The organism is Mesorhizobium sp. J428 (assembly GCF_024699925.1).
In the GTDB taxonomy this organism is placed as follows: domain Bacteria; phylum Pseudomonadota; class Alphaproteobacteria; order Rhizobiales; family Rhizobiaceae; genus Mesorhizobium_A.
Genome location: NZ_JAJOMX010000001.1, coordinates 4414711 through 4428040, shown reverse-complemented (window position 1 = coordinate 4428040; position 13330 = coordinate 4414711). Strand labels below are relative to the sequence as shown.

General features: G+C 64.7%; 9 protein-coding genes and 3 pseudogenes. 4 read left to right on the top strand and 8 right to left on the bottom strand.

The window, feature by feature from the left end; translation table 11 throughout:
- Positions 1-245: 245 nt before the first annotated feature.
- The gene (parE, locus tag LRS09_RS22205; RefSeq protein ID WP_374684931.1) at positions 246-2273 is read left to right on the top strand and encodes a DNA topoisomerase IV subunit B; all 2028 of its coding nucleotides are present in this window, start codon (positions 246-248) and stop codon (positions 2271-2273) included.
- Positions 2274-2350: 77 nt separating this feature from the next.
- On the opposite strand, the gene LRS09_RS22200 is transcribed toward parE, so the two are convergent.
- The 3 genes from LRS09_RS22200 to LRS09_RS22190 all read right to left on the bottom strand — a co-directional run bounded on the left by LRS09_RS22200 (position 2351) and on the right by LRS09_RS22190 (position 4731).
- Positions 2351-3478: a DUF2336 domain-containing protein gene (locus LRS09_RS22200; protein ID WP_257809069.1), complete on the bottom strand. Its 1128-nt coding sequence runs from the start codon at positions 3476-3478 to the stop codon at positions 2351-2353.
- Positions 3479-3592: 114 nt separating this feature from the next.
- Positions 3593-4201, bottom strand: coding sequence for a flavin reductase family protein (locus tag LRS09_RS22195; RefSeq protein ID WP_257809067.1), 609 nt, complete (start codon positions 4199-4201; stop codon positions 3593-3595).
- A gap of 2 nt (positions 4202-4203) precedes the next feature.
- Positions 4204-4731 carry a nitroreductase gene (locus LRS09_RS22190; RefSeq protein ID WP_374684930.1) on the bottom strand — a complete coding sequence of 176 codons (528 nt, stop codon included), beginning with the start codon at positions 4729-4731 and terminating at the stop codon, positions 4204-4206.
- A 150-nt stretch (positions 4732-4881) separates the two neighbouring features.
- Here LRS09_RS22190 and LRS09_RS22185 point away from each other — a divergent pair, with 150 nt between their 5' ends.
- Positions 4882-5925, top strand: coding sequence for a hypothetical protein (locus LRS09_RS22185; protein WP_257809065.1), 1044 nt, complete (start codon positions 4882-4884; stop codon positions 5923-5925).
- Between the two features lie 7 nt (positions 5926-5932).
- Here the strand turns inward: LRS09_RS22185 and LRS09_RS22180 are convergent.
- From LRS09_RS22180 to yidD, 4 genes and pseudogenes are all read right to left on the bottom strand, one after another.
- Positions 5933-6863: pseudogene (locus LRS09_RS22180) on the bottom strand (lysophospholipid acyltransferase family protein).
- An 84-nt stretch (positions 6864-6947) separates the two neighbouring features.
- Positions 6948-8939 (bottom strand): threonine--tRNA ligase, encoded by a 1992-nt coding sequence (gene thrS, locus LRS09_RS22175; RefSeq protein WP_257809064.1) that lies wholly within the window; start codon positions 8937-8939, stop codon positions 6948-6950.
- 121 nt (positions 8940-9060) lie between these two features.
- A complete protein-coding gene (blaOXA, locus tag LRS09_RS22170; protein ID WP_257809063.1) occupies positions 9061-9852 on the bottom strand; it encodes a class D beta-lactamase in 792 nt (263 codons plus the stop codon).
- Positions 9853-10036: 184 nt separating this feature from the next.
- Positions 10037-10388: pseudogene (gene yidD, locus LRS09_RS22165) on the bottom strand (membrane protein insertion efficiency factor YidD).
- 119 nt (positions 10389-10507) lie between these two features.
- Here yidD and LRS09_RS22160 point away from each other — a divergent pair.
- Both LRS09_RS22160 and LRS09_RS22155 read left to right on the top strand, forming a co-directional pair.
- Positions 10508-11503, top strand: a pseudogene (locus tag LRS09_RS22160) (LLM class flavin-dependent oxidoreductase).
- A 301-nt stretch (positions 11504-11804) separates the two neighbouring features.
- The gene (locus LRS09_RS22155; protein WP_257809062.1) at positions 11805-12698 is read left to right on the top strand and encodes a LysR substrate-binding domain-containing protein; all 894 of its coding nucleotides are present in this window, start codon (positions 11805-11807) and stop codon (positions 12696-12698) included.
- Here the strand turns inward: LRS09_RS22155 and LRS09_RS22150 are convergent, their stop codons facing one another.
- Positions 12699-13145 (bottom strand): iron-sulfur cluster assembly scaffold protein, encoded by a 447-nt coding sequence (locus LRS09_RS22150; protein ID WP_257809061.1) that lies wholly within the window; start codon positions 13143-13145, stop codon positions 12699-12701.
- Between the last annotated feature and the right edge of the window lie 185 nt (positions 13146-13330).

The following is a 13330-nucleotide window of genomic DNA, read 5'->3' as shown; positions in this document are numbered from 1 at the left end:
GTCAGGCAGACACGCCTGACGTGAACGTCTTACCCGTCCGCAAACAGCCTGAGGTTTCAGATGCCGACAATCCGCCATCTTTGGTTATGAAACGGTTTCGCAACCCGCGCAGGGATAGCTTACGGGCACCTATGAACGGACCGCGAACGTTGTCGCCTAGCAGCCGCGTTCTGTGGCATTCTCCCGCTGATTCGCATCGTCGCCAGGACCTCATGAACGAACGCCCCAAAGACGACCTGTTCTCGATGGCCTCGCAGCCGCTGAAGCCGGCCGAGAAGCCTGCGCGGCCGCTCGACCCGATCCTGCAGGCGGCGCAGAAGCGTGCCGTCGCGCCGAAGGACGCTTCCGAGGCCTATGACGCGAGCGCGATCGAGGTGCTGGAAGGGCTGGAGCCGGTACGTCGGCGCCCGGGCATGTATATCGGCGGCACCGACGAGAAGGCTCTGCATCATCTCTTCGCCGAGGTCATCGACAATTCGATGGACGAGGCGGTCGCAGGCCATGCGACCTTCATCGAGGTGGAGCTGGACGCCGCCGGATACATCACCGTTACCGACAACGGCCGCGGCATCCCGGTCGACCCGCATCCCAAGTTCAAGAACAAGTCGGCGCTCGAAGTCATCATGACGACGCTGCATGCCGGCGGAAAGTTCGATTCCAAGGTCTACGAGACCTCCGGCGGCCTGCACGGCGTCGGCGTGTCGGTGGTCAATGCGCTGTCCGACGACCTTGAGGTCGAGGTCGCGCGCGGTCGTCAGCTCTACCGCCAGCGGTTTTCGCGCGGCATCCCGCAAGGGCCGTTGGAAAGCCTCGGCGAGGTGCACAACCGACGCGGCACGCGCACACGCTTCCACCCGGATGCGGACATCTTCGGCAAGGGCGCGAAGTTCGAGCCGGCGCGGCTCTACAAGATGGCGCGCTCCAAGGCCTATCTGTTCGGCGGTGTCGAGATCCGCTGGTCGTGCGATCCCGCCTTGATCGAGGGTAAGGACCAGACGCCGGCCAAGGCGGTGTTCCATTTCCCTGGCGGCCTGAAGGACTATCTGCTCGCCTCGCTCGACGGCGAGATGCAGGTGACGCGCGAGGTGTTCGCGGGCAAGAGCGAGAGGCAGGGCGGCCACGGCTCGATCGAGTGGGCCGTAACCTGGTTCGGCGGCGACGGCTTCGTCAACTCCTACTGCAACACGATCCCTACCGCCGAGGGCGGCACGCACGAGGCCGGTTTCCGCAATGTGCTGACGCGGGGCCTGCGCGCTTATGCGGAGCTGACCGGCAACAAGCGGGCCGCGGTCGTGACCTCCGAGGACGTGATGATCTCGGCGGCCGGCATGCTGTCGGTCTTCATCCGCGAGCCGGAATTCGTCGGCCAGACCAAGGATCGGCTGGCGACCGTCGAGGCGATGAGGATCGTCGAGAACGCACTACGCGACCCGTTCGACCACTGGCTTGCCGACAACCCGCAGGAAGCGACCAAGCTGCTCGACTGGGTGATCGCCCGCGCCGACGAGCGCATTCGCCGACGGCAGGAGAAGGAAGTCTCGCGCAAGAGCGCGGTGCGCAAGCTGAGGCTGCCCGGCAAGCTCGCCGACTGCACGCAGAGCGGCGCCGCGGGCGCGGAACTGTTCATCGTCGAAGGCGATTCCGCAGGCGGCTCGGCCAAGCAGGCGCGCGACCGGCAGACGCAGGCGATCCTTCCGCTGCGCGGCAAGATCCTCAACGTGGCATCGGCCGGTCACGACAAACTGACCGCCAACCAGTTGATCGCCGACCTCATCCAGGCGCTCGGCTGCGGCACCCGGTCGAAATATCGCGAGGACGACTTGCGCTACGAGCGCGTGATCATCATGACCGACGCGGATGTGGACGGCGCACACATCGCCTCGCTGCTGATCACCTTCTTCTACCAGGAAATGCCCGACCTGATCCGCGGCGGGCATCTCTTCCTCGCCGTGCCGCCGCTCTATTCGATCCGGCAGGGCGGCAAGGTGATGTATGCCCGCGACGACGCGCACAAGGACGAGTTGCTGAAGACCGAGTTCACCGGCCGCGGCAAGGTCGAGATTGGCCGCTTCAAGGGCCTCGGCGAGATGATGGCGGCGCAGTTGAAGGAAACCACCATGGACCGCCGCAAGCGCACGCTGCTGCGCGTCGAGGTGATCGACGGCGTGGAAGCGACGAAGTCTGCGGTGGATTCGCTGATGGGCACGAAGCCGGAACTGCGCTTCAAGTTCATCCAGGAGAATGCCGAGTTCGTCGAGGAGCTGGATATCTGAGGCATTCGGAGGGCGGCGCACATGCGTCGTCTTCCTTGCGCAAGATCGTCCAGTTGCGGAAGCGAAATCCGACTAGATCACGCCGCCTGGATCGCGACCGCGTGGTCGCGCGCGTTTTCACGCAGCGCGCTGAGGTGAATCGAGGAGAGCAGCGAGGCGAGCCTTCCGTCCTTGCCGGTCCTGTCTGTTTCCAGTTCCTTGAGCATCAGCCAGCTCACTTCCTGCGGCCCGGCGACGCGCTGGCCGCGGGCGACCTCGCGCCAGGCCTTGATCGCGCGAAGGATGACACGGTGCGTCGCCTCCGCGAGGCCGGCGGTGCGGAACAGCGCCTCCAGCGCCACGTCCCGGCCGTCGGCCAAGAGCGAACGGATGCGGCTCTCTTTCTGACCCGAAAGCGCCACGAGCGCTGCACCGAAGAAATCGATCTTTCCATAGGCGACGATGCGGACCAGGAAGGACGAGGTCATCTCGCCACGCAGGCGCAGATGCTCGACCAAGGCGGCGCACTCCTCGGCGGGCGTGGTCTCGATCAACCGGACCGAGGCGGAGAGGCAGGCGTCGCGCGTGATGCGCTCGGCGCGTGCGGGACCGATCAGTGCCTGCACAAGCGGCGCACAGCGCAAAGCCTCCCCCAGCATAACCATCAGCATGTGATGCACGTCCGCCGGCAGCCGGCGGTCCGAAAGCATCGCCTCGCGCAGCGCCGCATCCGCGCCGTGGCGCTCGGCGATCCGGCGCAGGCTGATCGCGGCGATGTCGGCGCCGTCGTTACGCAGTAAAGTGAGGCAGGCATCCCGGTCGCCGGTCTCGGCGAGCGCGGCGGATACAGCATGCGACACGCGCGGCCGCATCGCGATCAGCCGCTGAGCCGCCGCACTGCCGCCCGCAACGCGGTCGACGAGGTCGCTATCGGCCAGCAGCGGCGAGCGCAGCAAGATGAGCGCGGCGATCTCGGGCTGGTCGGAGGCGAGCGCGGCGATGATCTGGGCGGGCGCGTGATGGCAGAGCGAGAGCGATTCCGCCATCGCCAGCCGGACTTTCGGCGACGGATCGTCGAGGAGGAGCGTCAGCGCCGCTTCGGCAGCACAGCGATCCTCGAAGGTGAGGTCGGAGAAGACGTAGGCGCGGGCGAGCGCGCTCGCCGCGGCCGCGCGTTCGGCGACCTTCGCCGTGTCGATCCACTTCAGAAAGTGCTGGACGATCATGAATTCGGCCGCTTCCCCTATGCCCCGCTGCGACGCTAGGGAGAAATGGTTTACGAACGGTTCACCATATCCGTTAACCGGCCCGAAACCCGCGGTTTTCCGGTGAACCTGGGATCAGTCCGCTTTCCAGCGGGGGCGGCGCATCTGGAAGACCTTGTCGACCGTCAGGTAATCGAAATAGCCGAGCCGCGCGACGTTGCCCGCCTTCACGACGTCGAACAGGCCGTCGGTCAGGACGGAATCGTCGATAAACACGCCGATCACCTCACCCGACACCACCACCGCGTCGCATTCGGCGCCGCTCCACGTCTTCGGCGTCATGATGTCGGTGACCTTGCATTCGAGCGCGGCGAGCGCCTCTTTGACGCGCGGCGGCCTGACCAGCCGCGAAGGTTCCGGCGTCAGGTCGGCATAGCCGAACTCGCTCACGCCGCGCGGCGCGTCGACCGAGCTCGCGACCATCTTCGAGAGGAGGTCGCGGCCCGCGAGATTGACCACGAACTCGCCCGTCTCGCGAGCAAAGGTCGCGCTGTCCTTCTCGCCCGATGAGGAGAACCAGACCAGGAACGGGTCCGATTCGAACATGTTGAAGAAGGAATAGGGCGCGAGATTGAGCGCGCCGGACGCGCTCACCGTCGAGATCCAGCCGACAGGGCGCGGCGAGACGATCGCCTTCGAGGGATCATGCGGAAGACCGTGGCCCTTGGCGGTTTCGTAGAACATGGTCAGCCCTCGACGGGACCCGAATAGTCGGAAACGAGGCCGGCAACATCCGGGCGCGCGCGTTCCGGCGCCTCGCCCGCGAAACTGCCGACATGGACGAAGCCGACGACGCGCTCGTCTTCCTTCAGGCCGAGGATCGCCCTGCCTTCCGGAACGTCCGAATACCAATTGGTGATCCAGTTGGCGCCGTAGCCCAGCGCGTTGGCCGCGAGCACGAGGTTCATCGCAGCAGCGCCGCCCGACAGGAGCATCTCCCACTGGGGGATCTTCGCGTTGGGGCGCGCCACCGACACGACGCCGATCACCAGCGGGGCGCGCGAGAACCGCGTGCGCTCCTTTGCCAGCCGAGCCTCGGGCAGCGGACCCTCGATCCTGTCGGCGAGTGCTGCCAGCTTTTCGCCGATCTCATAGCGGACATCGCCACGATAGAGGATGAAGCGCCAGGGGGCGAGGCGGCCATGGTCGGGCACGCGCGAGGCGATCCGGATCATCGTCTCGATCTCCGCGTCGGACGGTCCTGGCCCGGTCATGAGGTCGATCGGCGCGGAGGTGCGGCTCGACAGGAAATCGATCACGGCGGCGTTCAACGGCAATCCTTTCACGGCGGGGAGACGAGCAATGCGGCGGGTGGGGAGATGCCGTGCCGTTTGCGTCTTGAAAATGCCACCGGCATGCGTTTGATGGCAAGCATGAAGATCGTCGCCAGACTGTTCACGACCGCCGTCGCGGCGATCCTGTTCGCGATTGCGCCCGCGATTGTCCACGGCCAGGAACTCGGCAATCCAACGCCCGGCCTTTCCCTCGACGGACTGAACACATATGCGCCGGCTCCCACGTTGGGCAACATGCCGGGCATTTCCTCTGGCACGCTCACGCTTGCAGCCCAATTGACCGCCGACGGCCCGGAGATCACGCGCGGGCTGACATGGCGGATTTTCAGCCCGACGCCGGGCCAGGACGGCAAGCTGCCTTTGAAAGGCTCAGCGCAGGGCGGCACGGCAACCTTCGACCTCGAGCCGGGCAGCTATCTGATCCATGCGGCCTTCGGGCGTGCTGGCGCGACGAAACGCATCACAGTCGGGTCCGACAACAAGCGCGAAACCCTCGTCCTCGACGCCGGAGGCCTCAAGCTGGATGCGATGCTGGGGAACGGGATCAGAATTCCGCCGGGCAAGTTGAAATTCTCGATCTACGAGGCGGACGAGAACGACGAAGGCGATCGCGCGCTGATCGTTCCGGATGTCAAGCCGAACACGGTGGTGCGGCTCAATGCCGGCACCTATCACGTGGTCTCGCAATACGGAAACGTCAACGCGGTGATCCGCTCCGACATCCGCGTCGAGGCCGGCAAGCTCACCGAGGCGCTGGTCGAACACAAGGCCGCGCAGGTGACGATGAAGCTGGTGCGTGAGAAGAACGGCGAGGCGATCGCCGACACGGCGTGGTCGGTGCTGACCGATTCGGGCGACATCGTGAAGGAAACGGTCGGCGCCTTCGCCTCGATGGTGCTGGCCGAGGGCAAATATTCGATCGTCGCCAAGAACCGCGACCGCATCTACCAGCGCGAGTTTCAGGTTGAAGCCGGACGCAACGAGGATGTCGAGGTGCTGACCGAGAACGACATCGCGGCGGCGAAGCCGGTGCTGACTGGCGAGGAACCCTATACGGACGAGATTCCGCTGGCGCCGGAAGAGCCGTCGGGCGACGGCGAGCCGATCGACTGAGGACTCGTCAGGCCGCGATGCGCTCGACCGGCTTTCGCCGGAACAGCCGATGACGCTTGTTTGCCGTTTCGTTGCCGAGCGCGAAGACCCTTCCATAGAGAAAATCGAGCAATTGCCTGCGGTCGCGGATCGATTGCATCTCGTGCCAGGGAATCGGCCGGCCGATTCTGCGCCTCGATCGTCTTGCCGTAGAGCCGTGTGAACTCGCGGATCAGGAGCGATGTCCGCAACGTCAGGGACATCTCGTACAGCGCGCGCCTCAGCCGCGTGTCCTGATCCGTCATCAGCATCGGACGGCTGACGAGATGGAACAGCCGACCGTTCTGGCCGGAGAAATAGATCGGGACCACATTGGCGCGGGCGTCCTGGATCAGCTTTGCCGGGAACATCTTCCAGGGCAGGTCCCTGGCGCGGCCGAAGCCGTTGGGCGCCGTCGCGACCCCGCCGCCGGGGAAGACGACGATCGTGACACCCTCCTTCAGCAGCCGCAGCGCCTCTTGGCGCATGACCATGTTGTTGCGCAGCGCCTCCTTGGTCTCGCTGAAATCGACCGGAAGCGAATAGGGCTCGATCTCGGGAACCTTGAGCAGCTCCGCATTGATCATCACCTTGAACGGCCGCCCGATCCGCTCGGCCAACGAAAGCGCCGCAATGCCGTCGCCGATGCCAAAGGGATGGTTGGCGACGATGACCAGGGGTCCTTCAGGGAGATCGGCCGGCGGCCAAGGACTGTCGCACATCAAGCCGACATCAATCAGCTCCAGCATCCGGCCGAAGATGCTGTCGCCCGTCGGCACGATGGCGGTGCGCCAGGTCTCGTAGAGACGGGCGTAGCGGTCGCGCCCCGACATTCCCTCGACGGAGCGGATGAACCAGCGCTTCAGACGCGGCTGCGAGGGGTTTGCGTAGGACAGTTCCGGAAAGCTGCGCACCGGCATGAGTCGGACTCCGATCGCCTGCCACATAGCCGCGGTCGATGACAGGCGCGTGAAAAAGGCCGGGGAAATCCCCGGCCTCTTCGATCAGGCAGCGGCCTGCCGCTGGAGCTTCCGGCGCTTCAGATCCGGCGGCGTCGCCTCGTCAACGATCGCGGCGACGGCCTCGTCCAGGCTCATCGACACCTGGTCGCGCGAGCCGAGGCGGCGGATGTTCACCGTCCCCTCCTCCGCCTCGCGCTTGCCGCAGACGAGCATAACCGGAACCTTGGCGAGGCTGTGCTCACGCACCTTGTAGTTGATCTTCTCGTTGCGCAGATCGAGCTCGGCATGGATGCCCTCGTCGCGCAGGCGCTGCAGCACGGCGGCCGCATAGCCATCGGCCTCCGAGGTGATGGTAGCGACCACGACCTGCACCGGCGCGAACCAGAGCGGCAGGTGACCGGCATAATTCTCGATCAGAATGCCCAAGAAGCGCTCCATCGAGCCGCAGATGGCGCGGTGGACCATCACCGGCTGCTTCTTCTCGGAATCCGAGCCGATGTAGAAGGCGCCGAAGCGTTCCGGCAGGTTGAAGTCGACCTGTGTCGTGCCACACTGCCACTCGCGTCCGATCGCGTCCTTGAGCACATATTCGAACTTAGGCCCGTAGAAGGCGCCCTCGCCCGGATTGATCGAGGTTTTTATCCTGCCGTTCGACTGGAGCGTGATCTCCTCCAGCACGTCGGACATGATCTTCTCGGCGAGATCCCATGCCTCGTCCGATCCGACGCGCTTCTCGGGGCGTGTCGACAGCTTCACGGAGACCTCGTCGAAGCCGAAGTCGGCGTAGGTGGTCAGGATCAGGTTGTTGATCCTGAGGCACTCGGCGCGAAGCTGGTCCTCGGTGCAGAAGATGTGTGCGTCGTCCTGCGTGAAGCCGCGCACGCGCATCAGCCCGTGCAGCGCGCCCGACGGCTCATAGCGATGCACGTTGCCGAATTCCGCAAGCTTGATCGGCAGATCGCGGTAGGACTTCAAGCCATGCTTGAAGATCTGGACATGGCCGGGACAGTTCATCGGCTTCAAGGCGAAGACGCGCTCGTCCTCGGTCTCATCGCCGGCGACGGTAACCTTGAACATGTTGTCGCGATACCAACCCCAGTGGCCCGACGTCTCCCACAGCGACTTGTCGAGCACCTGCGGGGCGTTGACCTCCTCGTAGCCCTCGTGGGCCAGACGGCGGCGCATGTAAGACACGAGGTTCTGGAACATGCGCCAGCCTTTGGAGTGCCAGAACACGACGCCCGGCCCCTCCTCCTGGAAGTGGAACAGGTCCATCTCGCGGCCGAGGCGGCGATGGTCGCGCTTCTCGGCCTCCGCCAGCATGTTGACATAGGCGTCAAGCTGCTCCTGGTTCGCCCAGGCCGTGCCGTAGATCCGCGTCAGCATCGGATTGTTGGAATCGCCGCGCCAGTAGGCGCCAGCGACCTTCATCAGCTTAAAGGCCGTGCCAATCTGCCCGGTGGACGCCATGTGCGGACCGCGGCAGAGGTCGAACCAGTCGCCCTGGTAATAGATCTTGAGGTCCTGGCCTTCCGGGATCGCGTCGACGAGCTGCACCTTGTAGGTTTCGCCCTTCTCGCCGAACACCTGGCGTGCCTTCTCGCGCGGCCAGACCTCCTTGGTGAACGGCTTGTTGCGACCGACGATCTCCCGCATCTTCTTCTCGATGACCGGGAAATCCTCGGGCGTGAACGGCGTGTCACGGGCGAAGTCGTAATAGAATCCGTTCTCGATCACCGGGCCGATGGTGACCTGCGTGTCCGGCCACAGCTCCTGAACCGCCTCGGCGAGCACATGCGCCGTGTCGTGGCGGATCATCTCGAGCGCCAACGGGTGGTCGCGCGTCAGGATTTCGACTGCGCCGGAAGTCTCCAGCGGGTCGGACAGGTCGCGCGCGGTGCCGTCGATCGCATAGGCGACCGCCTTCTTGGCCAGCGACTTGGAAATCGACTCGGCAAGTTCGAGACCGGTCAGCGCCGCGGGGTAGTCGCGGACGGAGCCATCAGGGAATGTAAGGGAAACGGATCGAGACATGTCTTCTTCCTTATCCAGTCCCGCCAACGAGCGCGGGTGGGTTTGATGCCGGGCAATTCCGGCGGCGGGCCGTCTTTTATGAGCAGTTTCCGCCGAGGTAAAGGCGTCGCTTTCGCCGGCGTTATTTCAGCAGCGCCGGGAGATCTGCCAGGAACGCGGCGCGGGTGGCGAGTCCCTTGGGGCCCTCCTTTCTGTCGTTGACGGCAAGCCGCGCAAACACGACGCGGCGGCCGTCGCGTTCCGCCCAGCCGACGAACCATCCGAGCGCGCGGCCCTCACCCTCTGCGCGGACCCTTGTGCTGCCGGTCTTGCCCTTCACCACCCATCCGCCGGCCTCGAAGGCGGGGAGGATCGCCACCGTCATGTCGTGCGCCTTGGCGGACACAGGCAGTTTGCGATCGAGCAGGCGGCGCAGGAATTCGACCTGCTCGACTGGCGTGATCTTCAGGGAAGAGTCGACCCAGGACCGCGTCAGGCCGTTCTTCTTGCCCCGGTCGCCGGACACATCGGCGTTGCCGTAGTCGAAACTTGCGACGTAAGCGGCGAACTTCTCCGCTCGGAGCCGGCGGGTGATCTCGCGGGAGAACCACAGGACCGAATCCCGTTCCCAGACGGTCGGATCGACGGTTTTCCGGTCGCGCTCCGGCGCATCGTATTCGGCCTTATAGTCCCATGCAGGCGTGTCTTGGTCGTCCAGGATCCCGGCATCGTATCCCATCACGGCGAGCGGAACCTTGAACGTCGACGCCGGACTGTAGCGTCTATCGCACACGCCATCCCGATGGACTGTCTCGCCGCTTTTGGCATCGACGATGATCGTGCACTGGACGTCGTCGGCCGCGCGGGCGGAAGGCTGAATTGCCGCCACACAGAGCAGCAGCGTCGAGACGAGGTAGGCAAAGTTGCGAGACATGTTGCGGTGTTCCTGCGTTTAGGCTGCGCTGCCTAACAGTCCGCATTGTCTCGAATTTGTCTCAAACCGGAAACGAGCAATTAACCTCAACGATCTCTTAACGGCCCGGAAACGTCGGGTCAAAAAATGTGTCCGCGCCGGTGGAGAAAGCCGGCACAAGGCCCGGACGCGAGAATACTCGATCTCAGCGAGACGTCACTTTCCTCCCAATCTTCCAATATCGCCAGGGCGTACCAAGCATAACGCTCGTCCAATCGCTCGGGAACATTGTCGATGCCGTGTGTGCCGCCCGGGCCGCAGCGCATCACGCGGAATAACCCCATCCAGCCGCCGGACCACAGCCCGTGCCGCGCGATCGCCTCGTAGGTATATTCCGAACAGGTCGGCAGATGGCGGCAGGTATTGCCCAAGAAGCCGGACAAGGTGAGCTGATAGAGCCGCACCACCGACGTGCCGAAGAGCCGACCCGGCGTCCTGCGCCAAGGGCCTGCATAGTTGCGTCCGCGCGGCGCATGGACGTGATCGTGGCCGGTCACCTCGGCGTGCCCTCTTTTCGTTTCGCGGACAGTCTGTTCACTAGCGCCCGCGTGCTTCGTCCCGAACCTCTACTTATGTGTCCGTCGACATTTCCTCCAATCGAATTTCGGAAAAAGCCATGTCTGAACAGATCGAACTCGGCCTTGACACATTCGGTGACGTCACCGTCGACCTCGAGGGCAAGCTGAAATCACAGGCGCAGGTGTTGCGCGACGTGGTCGACGAAGGCGTTCTGGCCGACCAGGTCGGCATCGACTTCATCGGCGTGGGCGAGCATCACCGCGACGACTTCGCCGTCTCTGCGCCCGAAGTGGTCCTGTCGGCGATTGCCGCGCGCACCAGCCGCATCCATCTCGGCTCGGCGGTGACGGCATGAGCTCCGACGACCCGATCCGCGTCTTCCAGCGCTTCTCGACCATCGACGCGATCTCGAACGGGCGCGCCGAAGTGATCCTCGGGCGCGGGTCGTTCACGGAATCCTTCCCGTTGTTCGGCTTCCCGCTTAGCGATTACGAGCGGTTGTTCTCTGAAAAGCTCGACCTTTTCGCCGAAATCCTCAAGCAGGAGCCCGTGAACTGGAAAGGCTCGGTCAGACCCGAACTGCGCGGCCAACTCATCTATCCGCCGGTCGAGAACGGCAAGCTCAAGACATGGATCGGCGTCGGCGGAAGCCCAGAATCCGTCGTGCGTGCGGTGCAGTACGAACTGCCGCTGATGCTCGCCATCATCGGCGGCGAGCCGCGCCGTTTCCGCCAGTTCGTCGATCTCTATCATCGTGCCTCGGAACAGCTTCAGAAGCCCGCTCTGCCGATCGGCGTGCACTCGCCGGGCCATGTCGCGGACACGGACGAAGAGGCGCGGACGCAGCTCTGGCCGGGCTATAAGGCGATCCACGACAGGATCGGCACAGAACGCGGCTGGGGGCCGACCTCGATCGCCCGCTTCAACGCCGAGGCTGACATGGGCTCGCTCTATGTCGGCTCGCCGGAGACGGTGGCGAAGAAGATTGCCAGCACGGTCAAGGCGCTCGGCGCCAGCCGCTTCGACATGAAATATTCGTCGGGGCACCCTGCCGCACGAGCACATGATGAGGTCGATCGAGCTCTACGGATAGAAGGTCATTCCAATAGTGAAGGATCTCCTGGCCTGAGCGTCAACGGCCGCGCTGCGGAAGCGCGGAACGCTCGTTCCGCGCAAACGGCGACCGGTCGGGCTCGGCCGGCCGCCAGTGCGGACTGTGCCGGACGGGTTCCCTAGGCTGGAACGTCGCGATGCGTAGCGCATCGCCGAGAATGGTCATGAACTCCCACATGGCGTTGCCTCCTCGGCATCTCTCCTTGCCGGTGAGTAGACGCCCTCTCGTCAGACCACTCAAACGAGTATATTTTTGCCTTCGGATAATCTGAGGTTATGCGATGGGACGCGGGCGACTGCCGCTAACGGCCTTGCGGAGCTTCGAGGCGGCCGGGCGTCTGCTCAGCTTCAGCCGGGCCGCAGAGGAGCTCTTCGTCTCGCAGGCCGCCATCAGCCGGCAGGTGCGGGAACTGGAGCAGTCGGTCGGGCGCCCGCTGTTCGAACGGCTGCATCGGCGCGTCGAACTGACGGAGGCGGGCCGCCTGCTGCTCGGGCAGCTCACTGCCAGTTTTGACGACATCGAGCGCCGCATGGCTGAGGTGATCGGCAGCCCGCCCGAGACGCTGCTGCGTATCAGCGTCGAGCCCACCTTCGCCGCCGCCCTTCTCGTACCACGGCTGAACGCGTTCAGGACTCTACACCCGGACATCGACGTCGTGGTCGACGCCAGCACGGGTCTGGCGGAATTCCGCAGCGGCGAGGTCGAGATCGCGATTCGCCACAGCTCCGTCACGACGTCCTGGCCGAAGACCCAGTCACGCCATCTCTTCGACGTGACGATGAGCCCCGTGATGATCCCCGCCCTCGCCGCATCCACGCCGCTGAATTCTCCGGCCGATCTCGGCCGGTTCACACTGCTGCACGAGACAAGCAGGGACGCGTGGGCGAGATGGTTCACGGCGGCCGGCCTGCCGGAGCTGGCGCATCAGCGCGGACCACTGTTTCCGGACGGGGCCGTGGTTATGCAGGCAGCGCGCCTCGGGCACGGCGTCGCGCTCGGGGACATGGTGCTGGACGCCGCCGACCTGGACGACGGCACGCTGGTGCGGCCCGTCGACCTCGACGTCGCCTGCGGCGCTTATTTCCTGGTCGCGCCCGATTTCGACCGACTCAGCCCTTCAGCCCACTGGTTCGCGGAATGGCTTCTCGCAACGCTTGATCTGGGGACCCTTTAATCAGGCCGCTTCCGCGGCCCGCTTTGCCTCGATCTGGCCGATCGCGTCCACCACTGCGTCGAAGGTCAGCATAGTCGAGGCGTGGCGTGCCTTGTAGTCGCGCACGGGCTCCAGATATTTCAGATCCGTGAATCGGCCCTCGGGCGGCGGGCCATTCTCCTTCAGCATCTTCTGCATGGTCTCGCGCACCTCGCGCAGTTCCTGCGCGGTCGCGCCGACCACGTGTTCGGCCATGATCGCCGAGGACGCCTGACCCAGCGCGCATGCCTTCACGTCGTGCGCGAAATCCGTCACCACGCCGTCCTGCATCTTGAGATCGACGACCACCGTCGAACCGCAGAGCTTGGAATGGGCCTTGGCGGTGGCGTCAGCGTCGCTCAGCCGACCCAGCCGGCTGATATTGCCGGCAAAACCGAGAATTTTCGCGTTATAGACGTCGTCGATCATCGTTTTCCGGTCCGGCACCGCATTTCGAAACGGAGCGTCTCCCGACGCCGTCTTTTCCTTACGGCGGCTGACCATATATAGTGGCTGTGGTTCGGCGACGGCAAGCTCACCCTTTGGGCATGCCATCGCCGAACGCAGGGAAACGCCGATTTCGGCCGGGATCGTTCCGGAGGCCGGAAAAAGAC

Excerpts from the sequence above, each read along its gene's own strand:
- LRS09_RS22200 (WP_257809069.1), bottom strand. The coding sequence starts at position 3,478 with ATGATCGTCCAGCACTTTCTGAAGTGGATCGACACGGCGAAGGTCGCC.
- blaOXA (WP_257809063.1), bottom strand. The coding sequence starts at position 9,852 with ATGTCTCGCAACTTTGCCTACCTCGTCTCGACGCTGCTGCTCTGTGTG.
- LRS09_RS22150 (WP_257809061.1), bottom strand. The coding sequence starts at position 13,145 with ATGATCGACGACGTCTATAACGCGAAAATTCTCGGTTTTGCCGGCAAT.
- LRS09_RS22185 (WP_257809065.1), top strand. The coding sequence starts at position 4,882 with ATGGCAAGCATGAAGATCGTCGCCAGACTGTTCACGACCGCCGTCGCG.
- LRS09_RS22155 (WP_257809062.1), top strand. The coding sequence starts at position 11,805 with ATGGGACGCGGGCGACTGCCGCTAACGGCCTTGCGGAGCTTCGAGGCG.
- thrS (WP_257809064.1), bottom strand. The coding sequence starts at position 8,939 with ATGTCTCGATCCGTTTCCCTTACATTCCCTGATGGCTCCGTCCGCGAC.
- parE (WP_374684931.1), top strand. The coding sequence starts at position 246 with ATGGCCTCGCAGCCGCTGAAGCCGGCCGAGAAGCCTGCGCGGCCGCTC.
- LRS09_RS22195 (WP_257809067.1), bottom strand. The coding sequence starts at position 4,201 with ATGTTCTACGAAACCGCCAAGGGCCACGGTCTTCCGCATGATCCCTCG.
- LRS09_RS22190 (WP_374684930.1), bottom strand. The coding sequence starts at position 4,731 with ATGACCGGGCCAGGACCGTCCGACGCGGAGATCGAGACGATGATCCGG.